General features: G+C 60.2%; 19 protein-coding genes. 9 read left to right on the forward strand and 10 right to left on the reverse strand.

Annotated features, from left to right (window positions below):
- Positions 1-38: 38 nt before the first annotated feature.
- From PQR40_RS04790 to PQR40_RS04805, 4 genes are all read right to left on the reverse strand, one after another.
- Positions 39-1,550, reverse strand: a complete 1,512-nt coding sequence (locus tag PQR40_RS04790; RefSeq protein ID WP_408508526.1) for an NCS1 family nucleobase:cation symporter-1 — start codon at positions 1,548-1,550, stop codon at positions 39-41.
- Between the two features lie 123 nt (positions 1,551-1,673).
- Complete coding sequence (preA, locus tag PQR40_RS04795; RefSeq protein WP_408508527.1) at positions 1,674-3,020, reverse strand: NAD-dependent dihydropyrimidine dehydrogenase subunit PreA; 1,347 nt, start codon at positions 3,018-3,020, stop codon at positions 1,674-1,676.
- Positions 3,021-3,085: 65 nt separating this feature from the next.
- A complete protein-coding gene (locus PQR40_RS04800) occupies positions 3,086-4,435 on the reverse strand; it encodes an NAD(P)-dependent oxidoreductase (RefSeq protein ID WP_408508528.1) in 1,350 nt (449 codons plus the stop codon).
- Positions 4,436-4,571: 136 nt separating this feature from the next.
- The gene (locus tag PQR40_RS04805) at positions 4,572-5,852 is read right to left on the reverse strand and encodes a Zn-dependent hydrolase (RefSeq protein WP_408508529.1); all 1,281 of its coding nucleotides are present in this window, start codon (positions 5,850-5,852) and stop codon (positions 4,572-4,574) included.
- A 302-nt stretch (positions 5,853-6,154) separates the two neighbouring features.
- Between PQR40_RS04805 and PQR40_RS04810 the strand changes: the two genes are divergently transcribed.
- The 3 genes from PQR40_RS04810 (at position 6,155) to PQR40_RS04820 (ending at position 8,829) form a co-directional block, all read left to right on the forward strand.
- Positions 6,155-6,907 (forward strand): TetR/AcrR family transcriptional regulator, encoded by a 753-nt coding sequence (locus PQR40_RS04810; protein ID WP_408228896.1) that lies wholly within the window; start codon positions 6,155-6,157, stop codon positions 6,905-6,907.
- A gap of 572 nt (positions 6,908-7,479) precedes the next feature.
- On the forward strand, positions 7,480-8,073 hold the full coding sequence (locus PQR40_RS04815) for a PAAR domain-containing protein (RefSeq protein WP_408508530.1): 594 nt from the start codon (positions 7,480-7,482) through the stop codon (positions 8,071-8,073).
- A gap of 3 nt (positions 8,074-8,076) precedes the next feature.
- Entirely contained in the window at positions 8,077-8,829 is a 753-nt protein-coding gene (locus PQR40_RS04820) for a peptidoglycan recognition protein family protein (protein WP_408508531.1), read from the forward strand.
- Here PQR40_RS04820 and PQR40_RS04825 read toward each other — a convergent pair.
- The 5 genes from PQR40_RS04825 to PQR40_RS04845 form a co-directional block, all read right to left on the reverse strand.
- A complete protein-coding gene (locus tag PQR40_RS04825; protein WP_408228884.1) occupies positions 8,813-9,172 on the reverse strand; it encodes a hypothetical protein in 360 nt (119 codons plus the stop codon). The genes PQR40_RS04820 and PQR40_RS04825 overlap by 17 nt on opposite strands.
- Before the next feature lie 165 nt (positions 9,173-9,337).
- Positions 9,338-10,576 carry a benzoyl-CoA 2,3-epoxidase subunit BoxA gene (gene boxA / locus PQR40_RS04830; RefSeq protein WP_408393939.1) on the reverse strand — a complete coding sequence of 413 codons (1,239 nt, stop codon included), beginning with the start codon at positions 10,574-10,576 and terminating at the stop codon, positions 9,338-9,340.
- 64 nt (positions 10,577-10,640) lie between these two features.
- Entirely contained in the window at positions 10,641-12,068 is a 1,428-nt protein-coding gene (gene boxB, locus PQR40_RS04835) for a benzoyl-CoA 2,3-epoxidase subunit BoxB (protein ID WP_408508532.1), read from the reverse strand.
- 91 nt (positions 12,069-12,159) lie between these two features.
- Positions 12,160-13,830 (reverse strand): 2,3-epoxybenzoyl-CoA dihydrolase, encoded by a 1,671-nt coding sequence (gene boxC, locus PQR40_RS04840; RefSeq protein WP_408228875.1) that lies wholly within the window; start codon positions 13,828-13,830, stop codon positions 12,160-12,162.
- Between the two features lie 117 nt (positions 13,831-13,947).
- Positions 13,948-14,952 (reverse strand): helix-turn-helix transcriptional regulator, encoded by a 1,005-nt coding sequence (locus PQR40_RS04845; protein ID WP_408228871.1) that lies wholly within the window; start codon positions 14,950-14,952, stop codon positions 13,948-13,950.
- 183 nt (positions 14,953-15,135) lie between these two features.
- Between PQR40_RS04845 and PQR40_RS04850 the strand changes: the two genes are divergently transcribed.
- The 6 genes from PQR40_RS04850 to PQR40_RS04875 all read left to right on the forward strand — a co-directional run bounded on the left by PQR40_RS04850 (position 15,136) and on the right by PQR40_RS04875 (position 22,491).
- Complete coding sequence (locus tag PQR40_RS04850) at positions 15,136-15,615, forward strand: DUF4863 family protein (RefSeq protein WP_408228868.1); 480 nt, start codon at positions 15,136-15,138, stop codon at positions 15,613-15,615.
- 8 nt (positions 15,616-15,623) lie between these two features.
- Positions 15,624-17,222, forward strand: coding sequence for a 3,4-dehydroadipyl-CoA semialdehyde dehydrogenase (locus tag PQR40_RS04855; RefSeq protein WP_408228865.1), 1,599 nt, complete (start codon positions 15,624-15,626; stop codon positions 17,220-17,222).
- Positions 17,223-17,317: 95 nt separating this feature from the next.
- On the forward strand, positions 17,318-18,910 hold the full coding sequence (locus tag PQR40_RS04860; protein WP_408508533.1) for a benzoate-CoA ligase family protein: 1,593 nt from the start codon (positions 17,318-17,320) through the stop codon (positions 18,908-18,910).
- Positions 18,911-18,918: 8 nt separating this feature from the next.
- Positions 18,919-19,749 carry an alpha/beta fold hydrolase gene (locus PQR40_RS04865; RefSeq protein ID WP_408508534.1) on the forward strand — a complete coding sequence of 277 codons (831 nt, stop codon included), beginning with the start codon at positions 18,919-18,921 and terminating at the stop codon, positions 19,747-19,749.
- Positions 19,750-19,971: 222 nt separating this feature from the next.
- Positions 19,972-20,298 carry a hypothetical protein gene (locus PQR40_RS04870; RefSeq protein WP_408228856.1) on the forward strand — a complete coding sequence of 109 codons (327 nt, stop codon included), beginning with the start codon at positions 19,972-19,974 and terminating at the stop codon, positions 20,296-20,298.
- 81 nt (positions 20,299-20,379) lie between these two features.
- Entirely contained in the window at positions 20,380-22,491 is a 2,112-nt protein-coding gene (locus PQR40_RS04875) for a phosphocholine-specific phospholipase C (protein WP_408228853.1), read from the forward strand.
- Between the two features lie 96 nt (positions 22,492-22,587).
- Here the strand turns inward: PQR40_RS04875 and PQR40_RS04880 are convergent, their stop codons facing one another.
- Positions 22,588-23,877, reverse strand: a complete 1,290-nt coding sequence (locus PQR40_RS04880) for an MSMEG_0569 family flavin-dependent oxidoreductase (protein WP_408228850.1) — start codon at positions 23,875-23,877, stop codon at positions 22,588-22,590.
- Between the last annotated feature and the right edge of the window lie 6 nt (positions 23,878-23,883).

Below are 23,883 nucleotides of genomic sequence, written 5' to 3' on the forward strand. Positions count from 1 at the left end.
GTTTCGGTGCTACGTACTTCATTCGCTTCCTGTGCGGTTTATGCACGCACCACGCCCGCGCTCGGTCCGTTGCTCAGCTTCATCCATGCGCTGTATACGATCGACGCCAACGCGAGTCCGACAAACCATGCATACGTATAGAGCGTGTTGAAAATCGCCGGCACATTCGGGAACGATGCCGGAAACGCGGTATGCAAAAAGCCCGGCAGATTCGGCAGCACGCCGATCGCGAGCGCCACCACCGCGCCGATGTTCCAGCCGCCGGTGTAGCTGTACTCGCCATGCTCGTCGAACAGTTCACGCGGGTCCAGCCGTGTGCCGCGAATCAGAAAATAGTCGACCATCAAAATACCCGCGACCGGACCAAGCAAGGCCGAGTATCCGACCAGCCACGTGAAGATGTAGCCCTGCGTGGTGGCGAGAATCTTCCATGGCATCATCACAATGGCGATGGTCGCGGTAATCATGCCGCCGACACGATACGAAATACCCTTGGGCCACAGGCTCGAAAAGTCATAAGCCGGCCCCACGAGGTTCGCCGCGAGATTGCAGCACATCGTATCCAGCGTCAGGATGATCAGCGCGAGCCCGACGCCGATGCCGGTCATGCGGCTCGTCAGATCGATCGGGTCCCAGATCGCCTTGCCGTAGATCACCACGGTCGCCGACGTCACCACCACGGAGATCACCGAGAGCAGCGCCATCGGAATCGGCAATCCAACCGACTGGCCGATGATCTGATCGCGCTGCGTTTTCGCAAAGCGTGTGAAGTCAGGGATATTCAGCGCGAGCGTCGCCCAGAAGCCCACCATCGCCGTGAGGCCAGGCCAGAAGGTGACCCAGAACATGCCCTCCTTCTTACCGCCCGGCACGAACTGCGACGGCGCCGACAGCATCGAACCGAGGCCGCCCGCTTTCGAGGTGGCCCACCACACCAGCGCGACACACATCACGATCTTGATCGGCGCGGACCAGCTTTCTAGCCAGCGAATCGAATCGGTGCCGTGGATGATGAAGTAGATCTGCAGCGCCCAGAACACGAGGAAACACGCGAGCTGCGCGAGCGAGATATCGAGGAAGGGCAAGGCCGCGCCGTGCAGCGCGTTGCCGGTCAGGATGTTCAGCAACGTATAGATCGCACTGCCGCCAAGCCATGTCTGAATGCCGTACCAGCCACACGCGACGATTGCCCTCAACATCGCCGGCAGTTTCGCGCCTTGCGTGCCGAAGGAGGAACGCACCAGCACGGCATACGGAATACCGTGCTTCGCGCCCGCATGCCCGATCAGCAGCATCGGCACCAGCACAATCAGATTGCCGAGCAGCACGGTCGCCACCGCCTGCCACGGCGACATGCCCTCTTCCGTCAAACCGGCCGCGAGCATGTACGAGGCGATGTTCATCACCATCCCCACCCAGAGCGCGGCGAAGTGATACCACCTCCACGTGCGCTGTGCGACGCCGGTCGGCGCAAGGTCATCGTTATAAAGACTGCTGCCCTGCGCGCCGGCCGCAAACTGCGGATCGACGGGTTGCGCTGTCTGCTTCATCGAAAGATCTCCACTGATCGTTGTGGCCCGCGCGGCTTCTGATGGCGCGTCAGGCCTTGGGGGAAATTACAGGTTCAGTACAAGCGCTTCGCTTCGTTTCCTTTCCTGCAGGTAGCTCATGTTTCAGGCTGCTTTCGCTGCGTGAGCGTGGGCCTGCGCATGTGCATGCCCGGCGGTTTCAGCGGCATCCGACTTGTCGTTTTCACCGGCATCAACACGTGCTGGGTTGTTCGGATGCGTCGTCCAGTTAGCATACTCACCGTTGTCCACACGCTCCATCGTGATGCACTGTTCGACCGGGCACACATGCATGCACAGATTACAGCCGACGCATTCGGAGTCCATCACTTCAAAATGCCGGACGCCAGCTTTTTCTTTCGTGATCGCCTGGTGAGCGGTGTCTTCGCATGCGATATAACAAAGGCCGCACTGGATGCACTTGTCCTGATCGATGCGCGCCTTGATGTCGTATTTGAGGTTCAGGTACTTCCAGTCGGTGACGTTCGGCACGGCGCGACCGCGAATGTCGTCAAGCGTCGCGTAGCCTTTTTCGTCCATCCAGTTTGAAAGACCATCCGCGAGATCGGAGACGATACGGAATCCATAGTGCATCGCCGCCGTGCAGACCTGTACGCTGCCCGCGCCGAGCACCATGAATTCGGCCGCGTCGCGCCACGTCGAAATACCGCCGATGCCGGAGATCGGCAGATTCGGTGTTTCCACGTCGCGAGCAATTTCAGCCACCATGTTCAGTGCGATCGGCTTCACGGCCGGACCGCAGTAGCCGCCGTGCGTGCCCTTGCCATCGACCATCGGCAACGGCGACATCGCGTCGAGATCCACGGCGACGATGGAATTGATGGTGTTGATCAGCGACACGCCGTCTGCGCCGCCTTTATAGGCCGCGCGTGAACTGGTGCGAATGTCGCTGATATTCGGCGTGAGCTTGACGAGGCATGGCAGCTTCGTGCCTTCCTTGACCCAGCGCGTGACCATCTCCACATACTCCGGCACCTGGCCCACGGCCGCGCCCATACCGCGTTCGCTCATGCCATGCGGGCAACCGAAATTCAGCTCCACCGCATCCGCGCCCGTGTCTTCGACGAGGGGCAAAATCCACTTCCAGTCGTGCTCATTGCACGGCACCATCAGCGAGACGATCATCGCGCGGTCCGGCCAGTCGCGTTTGACCTGGGCGATTTCCTTAAGGTTGATGTCGAGCGGACGGTCGGTGATCAGTTCGATGTTGTTCAGACCCGCGATGCGCTGGCCGTTCCATTGCACTGCGCCATAGCGCGAACTGACATTCACTACATGCGGGTCGAGGCCCAGGGTCTTCCACACCACGCCGCCCCAGCCCGCTTCGAACGCGCGGTTCACGTTATAGGCTTTGTCGGTCGGCGGCGCGGAGGCAAGCCAGAAAGGATTCGGCGACGTAATGCCGGCAATCGTACAGCGCAGATCGGCCATGTTCGGCTCCTTGGGGACTGCTGTTTTTATCTGGTGGGATGCGTGACTTAATGTGCTTAAGCGACTCAGGCGGCTTTGACAGCTGTGCGGGCGAACTGCGCGTCAATCGCGGCGGCGACGATCTTGCCGTCCTGCACCGCTTGTACCGTCAGATCGATTCCACCTGTCGCCGCGCAATCACCGCCTGCCCACACACCCGGCAACGAAGTTTGTCCGTTTGCATCCACCGCGATGCGGCTGCCATCAAGCGTCAGAAGTTCTCGCTCGATGCCGACTGGCACCAATGTTTGCCCAATCGCTTTGAGCACCACGTCGGCTTCGACCACGAAGCGCTCCCGATTGCCATCGCTCGACGTACGTTCGAATTCAACACCCGTGACCACACCGCTTTCTCCGATCAAACGAGTCGGCGTTGCGTGCGTGACGAGCGTGACGCCGTTGGTCTGCGCGAAATCGCGCTCGGCCCACGTCGCGCTCATCGACTGGACGCCGCGTCGATACACCATCGTCACTGACGTCGCGCCGAGCTTGCGACTTTGCACGGCCGCATCCACCGCCGTATTGCCGCCGCCGATCACGACGACCCGGCGGCCCACCGGCACCGTGCCGAAGTCACGCGCGGTGCGCACCTGTTCGATGAAATCCACTGCGTTCATCACACCACTCAGATCCTCGCCCTCCATCGCCAGGGCACGCACGCCCGCGAGACCCATCGCGAGGAAGACCGCACCGTGCTGCTTGCGCAGCGCATCGAGATCCACGTCACGTCCAAGCGCTACGCCGTGCCTGATCTCGATGCCACCGATCGAGCACAGCCACGCCACTTCGCGCTGCGCAAAATCGTCGACGGTTTTGTAGGCGGCAATGCCATACTCGTTCAGGCCGCCCGCCTTCTCGTTAGCGTCGTAAATCGTCACGTTATGGCCGGCCAATGCAAGCCGATGTGCACACGCCAGTCCCGCCGGTCCCGCACCGACCACCGCGACATGCCGACCCGTTTCGGCCGCGCGCTTGAACAGCGCTTCACCGCGCGCCATCGCCCAATCAGTCGCATGACGTTGCAGCGCGCCGATCGCCACCGGCTTCGCATCCTGATGGTTGCGCACACAAGCACCCTCGCAAAGAATCTCGGTCGGGCAAACGCGCGAGCACATGCCGCCCAGCGGATTCGCCGACAGAATATCGACGGCCGCGCCCTTCAGATTGCCGTTGCTGATCTTGCGAATGAAACTGGGAATGTCGATCTGCGTCGGGCACGCGTTCACGCACGGCGCGTCGTAACAGTAGTGACAGCGGCTCGCTGCTGCGGCCGCGGCACTCGCGTCGAGCAACGGTGCGATATCGGAGAACTCGCACGAGAGTTGATCGGCCGATAGGCGCTGAGGCGCAATATCGCCGGTTTGCTTGATGGCCATACACGTTCCTTCTTCGATGTGAGGACGTAGCCGGTCCCGCCGACTGCGCTGAAGCGGAGCCGGGGCGGCATGTTTTATGGGCACTACGGTGAGGCTAGGGAATTAACCGAAACCCGCTACAGCTATCGCTAAAGCGTTATGAAACCGGCTCGCACGCTCGTCCGAGCATGGCGTGCAGCAAGACATTCGCGCCCGCTTCGATCCATTCGAAGGTCGCGTCCTCGATCTCGTTGTGACTGATCCCGTCGACACACGGCACGAACACCATCGAAGTCGGCGCGACTTGCGAGAGATAGCAGGCGTCGTGTCCCGCACCGGACACCATGTTGCGGTGCGGGTAGCCAAAGCGTTCAGCCGCGGCGCGTACCGACTTCACGCATGCCTCGTCGAAAGCGACTGGCGCGTAGTAAAAGATCTGCTCGAGTTCGGTTTCCAGACCGATCGCGCCCGTGATCTTCGCCACCCCTTCGCGCAACTCGGCATCCATCTTCGCGAGTACGGCGTCATCCGGATGGCGAAAGTCTACCGTGAAGAACACGCGCCCCGGAATCACATTGCGTGAGTTCGGATAGACCTGCATCATGCCGACGGTCGCGCAGCCGAACGGCGCGTTGTCCAGCCCGATGCGATTGACCAGATCGACCACGCGCGCGGCGCCGAGCAATGCATCGCGACGGCGTGGCATCGGCGTCGGACCCGCATGCGCTTCCTGCCCCGTCAGCGTGATTTCGTACCAGCGTTGACCTTGCGCATCGGTCACCACGCCAATGGTTTTTTGCTCGGCTTCGAGAATCGGCCCTTGTTCGATATGCAATTCGAACGCGGCATGCAAGGGGCGGCCACCGCAAGGAACATTGCCCGCATAGCCGATGCGTTCGAGTTCCTCGCCGATCGTCTTGCCGTCCACGTCCTTGCGCGAAAGGCCGTAGTCCAGCGTAAAGACACCGGCAAAGACACCCGAGGCGACCATTGCGGGCGCGAAGCGCGAGCCTTCCTCATTGGTCCATATCACCACTTCAACAGGATGCTCGGTCTCGATGCCGTGATCGTTCAGACTGCGGATGACTTCGAGTCCGCCAAGCACGCCATAGATACCGTCGAACCGGCCGCCAGTTGGCTGCGAGTCCGCGTGCGAACCGGTCATGACCGGCAACGCAGCAGGATTACGCCCGGCGCGGCGCATGAATACATTGCCCATCTGATCGACAGTGACAGCACAACCCGCTTCCTTCGCCCAACTGACGATCAGGTCGCGCCCTTGTTTGTCGAGGTCGGTCAGTGCCAGCCGGCACACGCCGCCTTTGGGCGTTGCGCCGATCTTCGCCATCGTCATCAAGCTGTCCCACAGCCGCTTGCCGTCGACCTTGATCGACGTAGCGGGTTCTGAGTGCTTCAGCGCTTCGGATACCGCGTTCATTCGTCTCGCTCCTTTCGGTGAACCGACATGAAACTGGTGCATGGGCGGCGAGTTTTGGGGCGTGGCCGCACGGCGGCGGTGCACACTCAATGCCTTTAATTGCCTCTTCGTCAGAGGGCAAACCCTGGGGCATCTCTCGCTCTCTCAATCCTGTCCAATTGGACAGGTTGTAGACGATTAAGCCCGCCAAATCAATACCTTTCGTACGGTAAGAAACATAGCGAGAAGCGTGCCATTGCACTGCAGCACGCATTTATCGACGGATTCGAATGCGTGTGTCCATCCGCGCCCAAACGACTAGAATGAAGCGCGACGCGGCACACATGCCGATGAAGGCCAACATGAGAGACGACAACGTGGCTGCCGACATCACGGAAAACAACGAGACGAGGGACGAAACTCGCGCACCTTTGCGGCGGCGCAAGGCACACATTCGCGAGTCGAATGAAGCGCATTTATTGGCGTGTGCCGAAGCGGTTTTCGCGGAGCGAGGACTCGACGGAACCAGTACGGCAATGATCGCGGAACGCGCAGGCTTACCGAAAGCTAACCTGCATTACTACTTCCCGACAAAGCTCGCGTTGTACCGGCGCGTGCTGGAAGACCTGTTCGAAGACTGGCACCGCGCGGCGGATACGTTTGAATGCAGCGATGATCCGGTCGAGGCAATCGGCGGATACGTACGCGCGAAGATGGAATTGTCGCGCCGCCGGCCTTTGGGCTCGAAGGTGTGGGCGAGCGAGATCATCCACGGCGCGGAGCATATGGAGGACATTCTCACCGGGCGCGTAAAGCCGTGGCTGGACAGCCGGGTGAAGGTGATCGACGACTGGATCGCGCGCGGATTGCTGGCGCCAGTGAATGCGCAAACGCTGATGTACATGATCTGGGCAACCACTCAGCATTACGCCGACTTCGATGCGCAGATTCGCGCGCTTAAAGGCAAGCGAGCGCTCACGCAGAAGGCGTTCGAAGTGACAACCGAGGAAGTCGTGCAACTGGTGATTCGGGCGTGTGGGGCGGTGTCGCCAAATGACGGCAACATTCAAAAATGACTGGGTCGCCTCACCGATTGATTAATAACCATGAGTAGTGGCAAACAGCGACAGGAACGATCATCTAAAGGAAGCATGTATCAAAGTCGGCGTTCGAGACTAACGCGCTCAACTTCCTTCAACAGGTCGAGGTATTGGGTGAAAGCGTCATCGTGACCAATCGCGGCAAACCTGTGTTCGAAGTACGACCTTGCCGCGGTGTCGAACACAAGCCGGTCGACGTGCTGCGCGGCTCGATGGTGTGCTATGAAAATCCGACCGAGCTGGTTGCAGAGAATAGCTGGACGTCGTCGTCCCACCAGCAATCAAAGGCGAAAGAATCGGCCTACGTACACGCCGGAACAATCCGGCAAATCGGAAAGCCATGCAGCGCCTAATGCCGTTCAGTTGAGCGCTGAACGGCATTTTTAATTTCTGACGCGAAGGTAGTTAAAGCCCGCGATCAGAGCTCTCCTCGAGATTATGGCGCGTTCGGGCAATTTCTTCGATCTAACCTTCGGATCAATCCTATATCTATCGGCCTCCTCGTTTATTACCGTGAATTTTCCGAAATGTTTAACAGGAGATGACACGTGATTCGAACATTTCTTTGCGAGGGCGACAAAGCCGGAGAAGCCGTCATTGTCGAAGGTCTGGATACAAGCATCTATCAGGACGAGGAGACTGGACGACATCTGCGAATGGCAACCGTCGGCATGAAAACGTACTGCCATGCATGCAAGAAGGTCGGAACTATCTGCCCCACTGGCCCCCGACTGCCCTGTATTGCGGAGAACGGCAAGGAGGCAGCGCTCAGCGGCGATATCAACATGTGCGATTGCAAACCGCCCCGTGTATTTTCGGCTCAGCGCAGCATGACGATGTTCATGATGAGCGAGGCGATTCCTGCGACGGACGCGTCATTTTCTACCGCCGTTTCAGCAGCTTCGCGAAGCAAAGAAGAACCCACACGAGGAAATGACGGCAAGTCGTTTTTGCTGAGAGACAGCGAAACAGGAACGCGGCTCGCGAACCGAAAATACATCTCCGATGTCGACGGCATCAGAAGTGAAGGCATCACTGATAGTGAAGGATATGCGTATGTTGATACGCATGCAGGACAGTCAATTCGGATTCATGTCGTCTTCGCCTCGCCGAGAGGCCATCTCACAGCGGAGGGGGTATAGCGGATGGTGTCCCCCTATTACAGCATCGAGCATTGGAGCACGGCAAACGCAATGCCGGACTACAAAAACAACGACCCTGTCGAAATCACGGTGAATGACCGTGCCGCGACGCGACAGGCCATCATCAACGCGGTTCGCCGTTCAAGGACGGAATTTGTCGAGCGGTCAAGCTGGGCAGCGCACAAAGCGAAGACCGCGAGCATGCAAGACGACTGGGACTATCGTGGCATAGCCGTTCATCACGCAGGCCGCAGCTTCACCTGCGGGCCCGCTGCATTACAGTTGCAGGATATACAGTCCATGCAGATGGACCCTACTCTATTGCAACGGATGCAGGGCAAGATGCACGCCGACGACATTGGATATCACTACGCGATTGACTGTTTTGGGAACATCTATGAAGGCCGCGACATCCGTTTTAAGGGCGAACACCTGTTCCGCTACAACACCGGCATAATTGGAATCGTTTTGCTTGAGAACCTCGCGGAACCTGAGGAGCGAAAGGACCTCGCCGGAAGGATGCAGAGTCTCGTTCGCCTGCTAGGCAAAAACGGCCCGCAGATACCCGACAGACAGAAAGATTCATTGAGGAAGCTAGTCGAAATTCTGAGCAATGTATTTTACATTTGGGTGCTTGGCGGTCATCGCGAATTTCAGAATCAGAGCGCTGGAGAGGGACGCATATGCCCCGGCAATGTGGGCCTCGAATTTGTAAAAACGCTTCGCGCGTCTCTACGGCTTAGCTCGCCGAGCTAGCGACGTTGCTTTGTATAAGCGCCACGCATCGGTCATGGGCGGCAATACCATCGCCCATGACACCAAATCTGTACTTGCAGTAATTTAGAAACTCCCCAAATTCCGGTGTACTGCTCAGGAAACGCCCCGAGGTGTCAAACTTTTTTGCGTAGTCGTGTTCCTCGCCCAAGAAATCGCTCGCATAGGGATTAACGAACAGGACCTGCAGCGTGGGATGCTGCTTAATGAAAACGTGATGTTGGTTTCCGTCGTCGTATGTATAGGTAACTTCGCCCAAAAAAACCCAGGCAGCACCGACCGCCGCGATAGCCAATAGTGCACAAGACGCTGTCCGTTTGTTCAATCCTTCCTCGCCTGCCTATTCAGTCATGCTCATATGTTGCCTTGCGTGACGCAAGGATGCAACTATCTGTACGGCATCGACCAGCTTAGCAAATAATCAGCAAACGGCAAACTTGACTGAACGGCATTACGGCGCAAAACCAGGCTCCCTTCGACAGCGTCTCGATCAATACGTCTCCAGATGCAGCCGCCCCTCCCGCTTCAGCTTCATCCATAACGCTTCCCAATCGAGTTGGTGCTGCTCGCCAATTTCCTTGAGTGCTTGCAACACGCCATCTTCCATACCCTTCAATCCGCACACGTAGATATGCGTGTTGTCGTCCTTGAGCATGTGCGCGACGTCGACCGCGCGCTCACGCATGACATCCTGCACGTAGCGCCTGGGCTGACCCGGCGTGCGCGAAAACGCCAGATTCGTGTCGATGAAATCCTTGGGCAGATTCGTCAGTGGCCCAAAGTACGGCAACTCTTCTTTCGTGCGTGCGCCGAAGAACAACATCAGTTTGCCGGTCGCGCCTTTCAGACGACGCCGCCTGCGATACTCGGTCATCGCGCGCATCGGCGCAGAACCCGTGCCCGTGCAAATCATCAGCAAATGCGAGTTCGGATGATTCGGCATCAGGAAGGTACCGCCGAACGGGCCGATCACGCTCACCACGTCACCCTTCTTCAGATCGCACAGATAATTCGAGCAGACACCATCGAGTGCATCGCCGTGCTGCTGGGAAACGCGCTTCACGGTGAGAGAAACATTGTTATAGCCGGGCCGTTCGCCGTCGCGCGGGCTCGCAATCGAATACTGTCGCGCGTGATGTGTGCGGCCATCCGCGGTCGCTCCCGGCGGCAGGATACCGATCGACTGTCCCTCAAGCACAGGAAAAGGCATCGAACCGAAATCGAGCACGATGTGGTGGATGTCGCTATCGGTCGAGCCGTCGGTGAGCCGGTAGTTGCCGACCACCGTCGCGGTAGTTGGCTCCTTGTGCGTATAGAGATTCACGTACGGCTTCGCAGCGGACCACGGCGGCACGACCGACCCGCGCACGGTATCGACTTCAATACCGCTCGCGTCCGCCGGTGTCTCGCCTGACGATCCCGTCGCTGCATCTTCCGCTGCCGGCACGGCCATTGTGTTCTGCTCAGGCAACACGTCCCATTTGAACTGCTCGCCGATGGGATATGCATCGGCTTTCAGCACCGTGCGCCAGTTATCAATCGCACCGGTCGGACATGGTGGCACGCACGCCATGCAACCGTTGCAGACATCCGCCTTGACCACATAATTGTTCTCGTCGTGCGTGATCGCATCGACCGGGCAAGTCTCTTCGCAGGTATTGCAGCGAATGCAGATTTCCGGATCGATCAGATGCTGCCTGAGAACTTCGATCGATACTGGGCCGTTCATGACTTCCTCCACCCTATATTCGTGCGAATACGACGTCGTACGCCACACGTCTTTAATCGCCTGCTCAGTTGAAGCGCACGTATTCGAAATCGACCGGCTGACGGTTCACGCCCATTGCCGGCGGCGCAATCCAGTTCGCGAACTTGCCGGGTTCGGCGACACGGCCCATCAGCGAAGCGACATAGGCACGGTCTTCCGGTGTGGCGAGCCACTTCGCTTCATTGGCGGCCCATTCGGTCTCGCCGATCACACGGCCATCCGGCGATACACGGGTGTTCGCGAAGGTGCCGATCTGGCGATTGAACGCTTTGTGAGGCACCGTCATACGGAAATCGATGCCGGCTTTTTCGAGCACCTTGTTCCAGCGGCCAACGCCCGCCACCGAATCTTTAATATAGTCGTCGCGCAGCACTTCGTTCATCGCGTTGAGCATCGGCACCTCACGTTCGACCAGCTTGCCGTCCTGTACGTCGAGCAGTTTGTAGCTTTGACCGTTCAATTGATGATCGTCGTCACGCTTGTTCTCCTCGTAGCGCCCCTTCAGGCCCGAGCTATAGAACGTGGCCGCATTCGAGGAATGATCGGCGCCGAACAGATCGATCGTCACCGAGTAATGGAAGTTCAGATAACGCTGAATGGTCGACAGATCGATCACACCGGCTGCACGAATCTTTGCGACGTCGTCCGTGCCCAGTTCGTTCATCACCTGCGCGGTGCGCTGAATCACACGCGACACCCCCGATTCGCCGACGAACATGTGATGCGCTTCTTCGGTCAGCATGAACTTCGTGGTGCGCGCCAGCGGATCGAAACCCGATTCGGCGAGTGCCGACAACTGGAACTTGCCGTCGCGGTCGGTAAAGTACGTGAACATGTAGAACGCGAGCCAGTCCGGCGTTTTCTCGTTGAAGGCGCCGAGAATGCGCGGATTGTCTTCGTCGCCCGAACGGCGGCCGAGCAGTGCTTCGGCTTCCTCACGTCCATCACGGCCGAAGTAGCGATGCAGCAGATACACCATCGCCCACAGGTGGCGCCCTTCTTCCACGTTCACCTGAAACAGGTTGCGCAAGTCGTACATCGACGGCGCGGTCAGACCCAGATGCCGTTGCTGCTCGACCGAAGCCGGCTCTGTGTCGCCTTGCGTCACAATGATGCGGCGCAGATTCGCGCGATGCTCGCCGGGCACGTCCTGCCACGCAGCCTCACCCTTGTGCTCACCGAAATGAATCTTGCGGTCCTGCTCGCCGGGCGTGAGGAAAATGCCCCAGCGATAGTCCGGCATCTTCACGTGATCGAAATGCGCCCAGCCACCCGCGTCGACGCTCACCGCCGTGCGCAGATACACGTCATAGCCGTGCGAGCCTTCCGGGCCCATATCGCCCCACCACGCCAGAAAATTCGGCTGCCATTGTTCGAGCGCGCGTTGTAGCGTGCGGTCGTCGGCGAGATTGACGTTGTTCGGAATCTTTTCGCTGTAGTTGATCGTTGACATGGTCGGTTCCTTGGTCGGAATACAGAGCTTGCGTATGGGATGCGCGTATCAGGCAGGCGGCGTTGCTTTCAGGTGCGACGCGTCGAAAGAATCAAACGCGCGAGACGTCGAATTGCGCCTTGCTGCCCTTGCCGTACACCTTGAGCGCGCCCTTCTCGCCCACTGCGTTCGGCCGGTTGAAGATCCAGTTCTGCCACGCGGTGAGACGCCCGAAAATACGCGTCTCCATCGTTTCCGGGCCGTTGAAGCGCAGATTCGCTTCCAGGCCGGTCAATGCATCCGGCGACATGGCCGCGCGTTCTTCGAGCGCGATGCGGATTTCGTCAGCCCAATCGATATCGTCGGGCGATGCGGTCACGAGACCCAGACGTTCGGCTTCAACCGGTTTGATCGTCTGGCCGATCTTCGAGCGCACGGCGTCAAGCGGTTCGACTTCTTCATAGAAGCGGCGAGCGAGACGCGATTGATGCGTGACCATCGGATAGAGACCGAAGTTGACTTCCGACAGCGTGATCGCCGGTTCTTCGTCTTCGTTACTCGGGAGTGCCGCCATATAGCTGCGGTCGCAGGCGAACGCGAGTTCCGCAAAGGTGCCGGCAAAACACGAGCCCGGTTCGATCAGCGCGAACAGCGAACGCGACGACACGTCGATGCGCGCCAGCGTGCGGCGCAACAAGCCGATGGTTTCGCGCACGAACCAGTGGTCCTTGTGCTGCATCAGGGTGGCGTCGGCGGCGAGCAGGTTACGGGCATCGCCTTCGGTCTTGAAGACCCAGGTGCCGACGTCGAGCTCGTTGGTGCGCATCGTGAGGATCGCGTCGTCGAGTTCGCGAGCAAACTGCAGCGGCCACCAGCTCGTGCCGGCCGCGACGATCGCGTCGATCTCCGTGGGTTGTTCGGCTTGCGGGGCTTTCGCGGTGAAGGTAGCAATGCGCTTCGCACGATCGATCGTGATATCGAGCGTTTTATAAGTCAGGCCGTCTTCGCGCTCAGTGCGTTCGATTCGCGTGAGCATGACGCCTTGTGCGTCCGCGGGACGATCGCTTTGCTCGGCGAGTTCGAGCGCGCGGGCCTGAATCGTCTGGTCGAACTGATTCGGCTTCACGACCTCATCCACAAGACGCCATGCTTTCGCCCGTTCGCCGCGAATGCCTTCAACCACCGTGCAGAAGATGTCCGCACGATCGTGGCGCACCTTACGTTTATCGGTAACACGCGTCAGGCCGCCCGTGCCCGGCAGCACACCTAACAGGGGCACTTCCGGCAACGAGACGGACGACGAGCGGTCATCCACCAGATAGATTTCGTCGCAAGCGAGCGCGAGTTCATAACCGCCGCCAGCGCATGCGCCGTTCACGGCAGCGAGAAACTTCAGACCTGAATGACGCGACGAGTCTTCGAGACCGTTGCGCGTTTCGTTGGTGAACTTGCAGAAGTTGACCTTCCACGCATGCGTGGACAGACCCAGCATGAAGATGTTCGCGCCCGAGCAGAACACCCGATCTTTCAGGCTCGTCAGCACCACCGTTTTGACTTCGGGATGCTCGAAGCGGATGCGCTGTATCGCGTCGTGCAGTTCGATGTCGACGCCGAGGTCGTACGAATTCAGCTTCAGCTTGTAGCCGTCGCGGATCCCGCCATCTTCGGCGATATCGATGCCGAGAGTCGCAACGGGACCATTGAAACTCAGCTTCCAATGCTTGTACTGCGAGGGATCGGTGCGGTAGTCGACCGGCGCGATTGCGGTTTCTGCTGTGGACATGGGGCGTCTCCTGACTGGACGATGCAAAACTTGTTTTTTGAACAATAGTGCATCGTCAAACCCATGTAAAGCACTTTAATGCATGTTTGCTAGTAAACCCTGACGCCGCACTGCATTTCAGCTCACCCGTACTTCGTCCGGAGATTCCGCTGCGAGCCTTGCCGCAAGCCGGTCACGCAGCTGCAAATAGGCGTCGGCCAAGGTTTTCTCGCTAGTGTCGAAGGTCATGTCGGCACGGCCGTACAGTTCACTGCGCCCTGCCAGGATGCGTTTGAGGTCGTCCATCGCCTCCTTGTTGCCGGACATCGGCCGCAGATCCCCTTGGGCGACGACACGGCGCATATGCTCTTCCGGCGTGGCCTGCAACCACACGGTGAAACAGTGCGACAGCAGCGCGTTAAAGGTGCCCGACTCCGACACCAGTCCGCCCGGCGACGCGATCACCGCGCGCTCGTGCTCCTGAATCACCGCCTCGAGCGCGCGGTGTTCATAGCGCCGGTAAGCGCTCGCACCATAGAGGGAGTGAATCTCCGACGGCGGGCAGCCGGCGAGTTGTTCGATCACGCGCGTGAGTTCAACGAATGGCACCTTGCGCTCCTGCGCCAGCATCCGCCCGAAGGTTGACTTGCCTGCCCCGCGCAGGCCAATCAGCGCGATCCGGTCCTTGCGATGCGGGTCGCGCGGCGCTTGCGCGAACATTTCGGCGAGCGCCACACGGGCACGCTGTAACGCCGCCTGGTCACGCCCTTGCAGCAGTTCGCGGATCAGCAGCCATTCGGCGGAAGCGGTGGTTTCGTCGCCGATCACTTCGGCCAGCGGGCAGTTCAGCGTCGCCGCGATCTGCCGCAATACCAGTACCGACGCATTCCCCACGCCCGATTCCAGATTCGCCAGATGACGCTCCGACAAGCCGGTTTCAGTCGCCAGCGTCTTGCGCGTCATGCCGCGGCGCGCGCGCAGCAGGCGCACGCGATCGCCCATTGCCGTCAGGAAAGGATCACGTTCCTCTCGCTCGCCGCCGCGCTCAGCACCGCTGTCCGCCCCGGGGCTGGCCCGGCCCGCACGGCTTGCGTCCTCATCGGCAGGGTCGTCCAGCGGCGCGGAAGAGTAATTTTGGTTCATGTTTAACTGCCTCTTGACTGCGTTACATGTACTATAGTGCTTGACACGCACTGAGTGAACGGTTAATTTTCGCCAAATATTGATCCAATAACAAACGCTGTCGAGATTTTTCGGCGGCATCACGGAAAAGGCGCGCAACACGCATGAATTAAGGTGCGTGAGCATGCTGATCTGGAGGCTCACATGTCCCCACATGAGTTTCAACGCCTGATTGCGGGCGTGACAGAGCAACTCGCCAGTCGGCCGCTCGACGGCACGCTGGCCGCGTGGCTCAACGATACTTATCCTGCGGATGGCACGACCTTCCGCGATCTCACCGATGCCTGCCGCACCGGCGTGACCGAAGGTTGGCTGTGCAACCGCGAAGGCGGCGGCATCCGCTATGGCCGGATCTTCAAGGCACTGCCGGATACCCACGGCTTTTCCGTCGACGTGGTCGATATGAAGGATATTGCCGGTCCGCATCACGTTCACCCGAACGGCGAAATCGATCTGATCATGCCACTCACCGAAGGCGCCACCTTCGACGGTCATCCGGCCGGCTGGTGCGTGTACGGCCCCGGCAGCGCGCATCGTCCGACCGTCGCGAATGGCCAGGCGCTGGTGCTGTATCTGCTGCCGCAAGGCGCGATCGAATTCACCGTCACCCCACCTTCCGCCTGAGCTTCGCCATGACTGAACTATTGAAAAACTACGTTGCCGGCCAGTGGGTCGCAGGCGGCGGAGAAGGCGTGACGCTAACCGATCCGATCACCGGTGAAGCGCTCGTGCGCGTGTCGAGCCAAGGTCTGGATCTCGCTCACGCATTCGGTTTCGCCCGAGAAGACGGCGGCGCAGCTTTACGTGAGTTGACCTATGCGCAGCGCGCCGCCCGTCTTGCCGAGATCGTGAAACTGTTGCAAGCGAGGCGCGACGACTACTATGCGATCGCGACCGCGAACTCGGGCACGACGCGCAATGATTCGGCGGTCGACATCGACGGTGGAATCTTCACGCTGTCGTACTACGCGAAACTCGGTGTGTCGCTCGGCGACGTGCATGCGCTGCGCGACGGCAACGCCGCATCGCTGAGCAAAGACCAATCGTTCTCCGTGCAGCATGTGTTGACGCCAACGCGCGGCGTCGCGCTCTTCATCAACGCGTTCAATTTTCCGTCGTGGGGCTTGTGGGAGAAAGCAGCGCCCGCGTTGTTGTCCGGCGTGCCTGTCATCATCAAGCCCGCTACGGCGACAGCATGGCTCACGCAAAAAATGGTTGCCGATGTGGTCGACGCAGGCATTCTGCCGCCCGGCGCATTGTCAGTCATCTGCGGCGGTTCAGCGGGTCTGCTCGATCAGATTCAGGCATTCGACGTGGTGTCGTTCACCGGCTCCGCGCAAACCGCCACAACATTGCGCGCGCACCCGGCTTTCGTCGAGCGCGGTGCGCGCCTGAATGTCGAGGCCGACAGCCTCAACAGCGCCATTCTCTGTGCCGATGCAACACCCGATACGCCAGCCTTCGAATTGTTCATCAAGGAGGTAGTACGGGAAATGACCGTGAAGTCCGGTCAGAAATGCACGGCGATCCGGCGCGCGTTCGTGCCGGAAGCAACGCTCGAAGCGGTCCTGGATGCACTCAAAGCAAAGCTCGCGAAAATAAGCGTCGGCAATCCGCGCAACGACGCGGTGCGGATGGGCTCGCTCGTGAGCCGCGAGCAGTACGAGAACGTGCTGGCCGGCATCGCCGCGTTGCGCGAGGAAGCCGTGCTCGCGTACGACGGTTCGGCTGCACCGCTGATCGATGCGGACGCATCGATTGCGGCCTGCGTCGCGCCGCATCTGTTCGTCGTCAACGATCCCGATCGCGCAACACTGCTGCACGATGTCGAAGTGTTCGGACCGGTGGCAACCGTGGCGCCCTATCGCGTCGCCGCCGCGGCAAGCGGTGCCCTTCCCGAAGCGCACGCCGTCGCACTCGCGCGACGCGGTCAGGGCTCGCTCGTCGCGTCGATCTATTCGAACGACGACGCGCATCTCGGCCGCCTCGCGATGGAACTCGCCGATTCGCATGGGCGTGTGCACGCGATCTCGCCTTCAGTCCAGCAGAGTCAAACCGGCCACGGCAACGTGATGCCGATGTCGCTGCATGGCGGACCGGGCCGCGCGGGCGGCGGAGAAGAACTCGGTGGCCTGCGTGCCCTGGGTTTCTATCACAGACGCTCGGCCATTCAGGCATCGAGCGCGGCGATCGACGCATTGACGCAAACCACGCATTTGCCGGCAGCGTAACGGCGCAAGACAGGCATCAAGCAATGAGGTAGCAAGCATCGAGCGGATCATGAGCACATAACCGCCGGACCGCCCCCACCCGATGGAGGAGACATATGGAAGCCCTGCTGGAACCGGCTGCGAGTCAGCCCGCCGCGACGGTCGAACCGCCGCCCGCGGTATTTAACTTCGCGGCCTACCTGTTCCGATTGAACGAATCGCGCGCCGCCAAGACCGCTTATATCGACGATACCGGCACCACCACTTACGGCGAACTCGAAGAGCGGGCCCGGCGTTTCGCAAGCGCATTGCGCGCCCTCGGCGTGCATCCGGAAGAACGCGTACTGCTGGTGATGCTCGATACCGTCGAGCTGCCGGTCGTCTTTCTCGGCGCGCTCTATGCGGGCGTCGTGCCGGTCGTTGCGAACACGCTGCTCACCGCCGCCGACTATGTGTACATGCTGACGCACAGCCACGCGCGCGCCGTGATCGCATCGGGTGCCTTGCTGCCGAATGTCACGCAGGCGATGGATACCGCCGAACACGACGGTTGCCAGTTGATCGTTTCGCAGCCGCCGGAAAACGAGCCGTTAATCGCGCCGCTACTCAAGGATCTGATCGACGCGGCCACGCCGGCCATCAAGGCGCCAACGACAGGTTGCGACGATATCGCGTTCTGGCTGTATTCGTCAGGGTCGACCGGCAAACCGAAAGGCACCGTCCACACGCACGCGAATCTGTACTGGACGGCTGAGCTGTACGCGAAGCCGATTCTTGGCATCGTCGAAAGCGACGTGGTTTTCTCGGCGGCCAAATTGTTCTTTGCGTATGGTCTGGGCAATGGTCTGACGTTCCCGCTCTCGGTCGGCGCTACGGCAATATTGATGGCCGAGCGCCCCACCGCCGAGGCGATTTTCACGCGCCTCGTGCGGCATCGTCCGAGCATTTTCTACGGCGTGCCGACGCTGTACGCAAGCATGCTCGTGTGCCCTAACCTGCCCGCGCGCGCCGATGTCGCGATGCGCGTGTGCACGTCTGCGGGCGAAGCGCTGCCACGCGAAATCGGCGAGCGCTTTACAGCACACTTCGGCTGCGAGATTCTCGACGGTATCGGCTCGACCGAAATGCTGCATATCTTCCTGTCGAATCGCGCCGGCGCGGTCGAATACGGCACTACGGGCCGCCCGGTGCCCGGCTATGAAATCGAACTGCGCGACGAAGCGGGTCATGCGGTGCCTGACGGCGAAGTAGGCGATCTGTATATCAAGGGGCCGAGTGCCGCACTGATGTACTGGAGCAATCGCGAGAAGTCGCGTGCGACGTTCCTCGGCGAGTGGATTCGCAGCGGCGATAAGTACTGCCGGCTCGCGAACGGTTGCTACGTGTACGCAGGCCGCAGCGACGACATGCTGAAAGTGAGTGGCCAGTACGTGTCGCCCGTCGAAGTGGAAATGGTCCTGGTGCAACACGATGCGGTGCTGGAAGCCGCGGTGGTCGGCGTAGATCACGGCGGCCTCGTGAAAACCCGCGCATTCGTGGTGTTGAAGCGCGAGTTCGCGCCGTCTGAGATACTCGTGGACGAGTTGAAGGCTTTCGTCAAGGAGCGGCTCGCGCCACATAAGTATCCGCGCGATATTTTATTCGTCGACGATTTGCCGAAAACGGCTACCGGCAAGATCCAACGCTTCAAACTGCGCGAACAGTCATAAGGTGATCCATGCAGAACCCCGCAAGCTCAACCATTGTTAGCGACTTCGCTGAGTTGCCTGCCACGGCATCGCATGGACTGTTGCGCATTGAATATCGTTGGGTGAATGAAGTGGCGGTCAATGCACCCATCGCCGTCTTCCTGCACGAAGGACTCGGTTCTATTGCGATGTGGCGCGACTGGCCGCAATCCTTATGCGAGCGGCTCGGCATGCGTGGCCTCGTCTATTCACGCCCCGGTTACGGACTCTCCACGCCGCGCGAGCACAACGTCAAATGGCCGGTCGATTTCATGACGGAGCAAGCACGCGATATCCTGCCCGCCTTGCTCGACGCACTCGATGTCGGCATGCAGGAACGCAGACGCATGTGGCTGATCGGCCATAGCGACGGCGGCTCGATTACGCTGCTTTACGCGGCACTGCATCCGAATGAACTGGCCGGCGCGGTAGCAATCGCACCGCACGTATTCGTCGAAGATATCTCGGTGGAAAGCATCGCGCAGACCAAAACGTTTTACGAAACCACGGATCTGCGCAGCAAACTCAGTCGCTATCACGCCGACGTCGATTCCGCGTTTTATGGCTGGAACGATATCTGGTTGAATCCGGCGTTCAGGGAATGGAACATCGCTAGTGAACTGGCCGCCATCAAGCAACCTCTGCTTGCGGTGCAAGGCCACGACGATAACTACGGCACGATGGCGCAGATCGATACAATCGCCGAGCGCGTGCCTCATGCGCAATTGGTCAAACTCGATGCGTGCGGACACTCGCCGCATCGCGATGCGCCGGGTGCGCTGAATGAGGCGATTGCGGCGTTTATCTCGCGGCAGCGTTGAACATCATCGCGGTACGCTCTCCCGCCGGTATGCACCGGCTATCGCGTTTTCCATAGCCGGTAAATCGTGGCGATCCACGATTAAGGATCGAGGGCGGCAGATTCCTCACTATTTCTCACCGTATCTTCACAAAACTTACACAGGTCGGCGATTATTCTTCTGCATCGTCGACCCGGGCACGCGAATGCCTTGGCGCTCACTCCCCCGTGCCGGAGGCATTCCATGTCCGTTGTGTCGAAGCCGACTGTTGCCTTACATCGCAAACGTTTGGCAGGCGCACTGATTGCCATGTCGCTGTGCGGATTGCTCGGCGCCTGCGGCAACGACGACGACAAAGCGCCGGACACGAACGCAGTGAGTTCTACCAATAGTGCCGGTGATGACAGCGGCGCTTCACAGGTCTTGTCAGCGAACCCGTCTTCCGCCCCACCCGCCTCACCCGCACTCACGATTCAAACCCCAGCACTGCCCGCATCAAGCGCCGACATGGCTCAGTCCGCTGCCGCATCGACGCCGCTCGCCACACCCGTCATCCACACCGTAGATTGAGTTCCGCGCCCCACGCGATGCGCGGCTCATGTTCGCGCGCCGCGTGGTTCGTTCCTCTTATGAAGATCGAAAGCCAAAACCATGACTTCAAAAAATCGCCGTGAATTTCTGCGCTCCGCCGCGCACGCCGCCGGATCCGCCACCGCGTTGAGCATGTTGCCGCTGGGCATTCGCAACGCTCTCGCGATTCCCGCCAACAACAAGACCGGCAGCATTCGCGACGTCGAGCACATCATCGTGCTGATGCAGGAAAACCGCTCGTTCGATCACTACTTCGGCACGCTCAAGGGCGTACGCGGTTTCGGCGACACGCGCGCGATCAACCTGCCCAACGGGAAGCCGGTGTGGTATCAGCCGCTCGCCGCGGATCTCGGTTATGTGTTGCCGTTCCGCCCCAGCGCGCCGAACCTCGGTCTGCAATTCCTGCAGGACCTCGCGCACGACTGGACCAGCACGCACGCTGCATGGAACGGCGGCCGCTACGATCAATGGGTGCCGTCCAAGGGCACCACGACGATGGCCTACCTCACACGCGACGACATTCCGTTCCACTATCAACTCGCCGACGCGTTCACGATCTGCGACGCGTACCACTGCTCGCTGATGGGCCCGACCGACCCGAACCGCTACTACATGTGGAGCGGATGGGTCGGCAATGACGGCAACGGCGGCGGCCCGGTGATCGACAACTCGGAACTCGGCTACGGCTGGTCCACGTATCCGGAAGTGCTGCAGAACGCGGGCATCACCTGGAAGATCTATCAGGACATCGGCACCGGACTCAACGCAAGCGGCTCGTGGGGCTGGACGCAGAACCCGTATATCGGCAACTACGGCGACAACTCGCTGCTCTACTTCAACCAGTACCGCAACGCGCAGCCGGGCAACCCGCTGTACGACAACGCCCGCACGGGCACCAACGCAGCCAATGGCGACGGTTACTTCGACATCCTCAAGCGCGACGTGCAGAACAATGCCTTGCCGCAAGTTTCGTGGATCGTCGCGCCGGAAGCGTATTCCGAGCACCCGAACTGGCCGTCCAACTATGGTGCGTGGTACGTCGATCAGGTCTTGCAGATTCTCACGTCGAATCCGGAGGTATGGAGCAAGACCGTGCTGCTGGTCAATTACGACGAAAATGACGGCTTCTTCGATCACATGGCGCCGCCGTTCGCCCCGGCGACGAGTGCGAACGGTTTGTCGACCGTGGACACCAGCAATGAAAACTACGCGGGCAACGGTAGCACGCCGGCTGGCCCGTATGGACTCGGCCCGCGCGTGCCGATGCTGGTGGTCTCGCCGTGGTCGAAAGGCGGCTACGTGTGCTCGGAGCTGTTCGACCATACGTCGGTGATCCGCTTTATCGAAAAGCGCTTCGGCGAGCAGCACAACCTCGGCGAATCGAACATCACGCCGTGGCGCCGCGCGGTGTGCGGCGATCTGATGTCGGCGTTCAACTTCAGCACCCCGAACGACGCGTTCCCGACGCTGCCGAGCACGAGCGGCTACGTGCCGCCCGACCAGAATCGCCACCCGGACTATGTCCCGCTACCGCCGCTCATGCAGGCGGTGCCGAAGCAGGAACCCGGCGTACGCCCGGCTCGCGCCCTGCCGTACGAGCTGTTCGTACGCGTGCACGGTGAAGGCTCGGCCAACAAGCTGACGATGCGTTTCGTCAATTCGGGCCGCACGGGTGCCGTGTTTCTCGTCTATGCAGCGAATGGTCTCGCCGCGCCGCTTACGTATACGGTCGAAGCCGGCAAGCGGCTGCAGGATCAGTTGCCGTTGAATGTCGACGGTACGTACGATTACACGGTCTATGGCCCGAACGGTTTTCTGCGCCGCTTCGCGGGCAAGCCGGTTGCGAGAAGCTGGTGGCACGGCTCCGAAATCGCGCGGCCGGAAGTCGCCGAAGGCTACGACGTCGCGAACGGCAACCTGCAATTGCGGTTGGAGAACGTGGGCAGCGCACATTGCCAGTTCACCATCGTCAATGCCTATGATGCGAGCAACGTGGTCAAACATTCGGTGCGCGGTGGCGACACTGAACAGCTATACCTCGATCTGCGCAACGCCTATGGCTGGTACGACCTCGCAATTACCGTCGACACGGATCCGTCGTTCGTGCGACGCTTCGCCGGACACGTGGAAACCGGCAAGAGCAGCATGAGCGATCCGGCACTCGGCAGCTAAGTTTCCACTAGGCCCTTACCAAAAGAAGCGGCCGCTGCGACGGAAAGCAACGGCCGCTTTTTCATGCGTTCGCATCTTGACGCTTAAACCGTAGTGTCAAGCCGCTACAGCCGCCCTCAACGACGCACGCTCGCGCATCCTCTCGCGAATCGCTTGCACAACGAACTCCGCATCGCGCGCGACGCCGGAGAAGCGTCCTGAACCCCACGTGTGCAGCCATGGCAGACCGACGAAATACAACCCATCGATCGGTGTAATGCCGCGCGTATGCGCCGGATATCCTCGGCCATTGAACACGGGCGCGTCGAGCCAGCTGAAGTCCGGCGTGAAGCCGATGCACCAGATAATTGCCGAAATACCGCTAGCCTCCAGATCGAGCGTGGTACGTTCTTCGGCCGGCCGCCAGAGGGGTTCGTAGACCTCGCCCGCGGGTGCGTCGATGCCATGCTTTTCAATGAAGCCGTCGATGCTCGCATTGATCCGGTTATACGTATCGTCCGCAGCGTCGAGATTGACAGCGAGCGTCGGCGCGAAATGGAATTGCCCGTCGCGCAGATCGTCGAGCCTGCCGTACAACTCCATGCCTTCAGCAGCGAACTTGCGCAGGTCGATGTCGCGGCCGCCGTCCCGGCCGGTCACATAGTGATTGGTGTTGTCGCGTACGCCTTCGCGTAGGGGATGCTTTTCGACCGGCATGTCGTAGTACTGCATGTCCGCGAGCCAATCGACCACATCACGGCCCCGATAGAAGCGCGCGCAGCGCGGTGCCTCGCCAACCGCGAGAACCACCTTGCGCCCCGCCAGATGCAAGTCCTCCGCGATCTGCGCGCCGGATTGCCCCGTGCCGACCACCATGACCGCGCCTTCAGGCAAGGCCTGTGGATTCCGATAAGCCGACGACTGCAACTGCACGATGCCTGCGGGCAAGCGCTCGGCGAGACGCGGCACGATAGGCGTGTGATAGCCGCCCGAAGCCACCACGACCTGCTCCGCCGTGAAATCGCCTTGGGTGGTCGCGATCGTATAGACCCCATCGTTGTGTTGCTTAACGCGCCTCACTTCCGCATGCTCGATCACCGGCGCATCGACGTGTGCGATGAAGCCGTCGAGATAGTCGATGATCTCGTCTTTCTTCATGAACCCGTGCGGATCGTCGCCCCGGTATGGATAGCCTGGCAATGCACATTGCCAGTTCGGCGTCACGAGACAGAAGGCGTCCCAACGTTGCTGGCGCCACGTATGCGTGATTGTGTTCTTTTCCACGACCAGATGGTCGATACCCGCCTGCTTGAGGAAATAGCTGACCGATAGGCCCGCCTGCCCGCCGCCGACGATGAGCACACTGTAATGCCCATCGGCACGCGCATGATGTGTTGGATTCGACATGATGCG

It is taken from the genome of Paraburkholderia sediminicola (assembly GCF_046026855.1).
In the GTDB taxonomy this organism is placed as follows: Bacteria; Pseudomonadota; Gammaproteobacteria; order Burkholderiales; family Burkholderiaceae; genus Paraburkholderia; species Paraburkholderia sediminicola_A.

Bases quoted from the DNA above. Each gene is read 5' to 3' on its own strand.
- PQR40_RS04790 (WP_408508526.1), bottom strand. From the start codon at position 1,550: ATGAAGCAGACAGCGCAACCCGTCGATCCGCAGTTTGCGGCCGGCGCG.
- preA (WP_408508527.1), bottom strand. From the start codon at position 3,020: ATGGCCGATCTGCGCTGTACGATTGCCGGCATTACGTCGCCGAATCCT.
- PQR40_RS04800 (WP_408508528.1), bottom strand. From the start codon at position 4,435: ATGGCCATCAAGCAAACCGGCGATATTGCGCCTCAGCGCCTATCGGCC.
- PQR40_RS04805 (WP_408508529.1), bottom strand. From the start codon at position 5,852: ATGAACGCGGTATCCGAAGCGCTGAAGCACTCAGAACCCGCTACGTCG.
- PQR40_RS04810 (WP_408228896.1), top strand. From the start codon at position 6,155: ATGAAGCGCGACGCGGCACACATGCCGATGAAGGCCAACATGAGAGAC.
- PQR40_RS04820 (WP_408508531.1), top strand. From the start codon at position 8,077: ATGGTGTCCCCCTATTACAGCATCGAGCATTGGAGCACGGCAAACGCA.
- boxA (WP_408393939.1), bottom strand. From the start codon at position 10,576: ATGAACGGCCCAGTATCGATCGAAGTTCTCAGGCAGCATCTGATCGAT.
- boxB (WP_408508532.1), bottom strand. From the start codon at position 12,068: ATGTCAACGATCAACTACAGCGAAAAGATTCCGAACAACGTCAATCTC.
- boxC (WP_408228875.1), bottom strand. From the start codon at position 13,830: ATGTCCACAGCAGAAACCGCAATCGCGCCGGTCGACTACCGCACCGAT.
- PQR40_RS04845 (WP_408228871.1), bottom strand. From the start codon at position 14,952: ATGAACCAAAATTACTCTTCCGCGCCGCTGGACGACCCTGCCGATGAG.
- PQR40_RS04850 (WP_408228868.1), top strand. From the start codon at position 15,136: ATGTCCCCACATGAGTTTCAACGCCTGATTGCGGGCGTGACAGAGCAA.
- PQR40_RS04855 (WP_408228865.1), top strand. From the start codon at position 15,624: ATGACTGAACTATTGAAAAACTACGTTGCCGGCCAGTGGGTCGCAGGC.
- PQR40_RS04860 (WP_408508533.1), top strand. From the start codon at position 17,318: ATGGAAGCCCTGCTGGAACCGGCTGCGAGTCAGCCCGCCGCGACGGTC.
- PQR40_RS04865 (WP_408508534.1), top strand. From the start codon at position 18,919: ATGCAGAACCCCGCAAGCTCAACCATTGTTAGCGACTTCGCTGAGTTG.
- PQR40_RS04870 (WP_408228856.1), top strand. From the start codon at position 19,972: ATGTCCGTTGTGTCGAAGCCGACTGTTGCCTTACATCGCAAACGTTTG.
- PQR40_RS04875 (WP_408228853.1), top strand. From the start codon at position 20,380: ATGACTTCAAAAAATCGCCGTGAATTTCTGCGCTCCGCCGCGCACGCC.
- PQR40_RS04880 (WP_408228850.1), bottom strand. From the start codon at position 23,877: ATGTCGAATCCAACACATCATGCGCGTGCCGATGGGCATTACAGTGTG.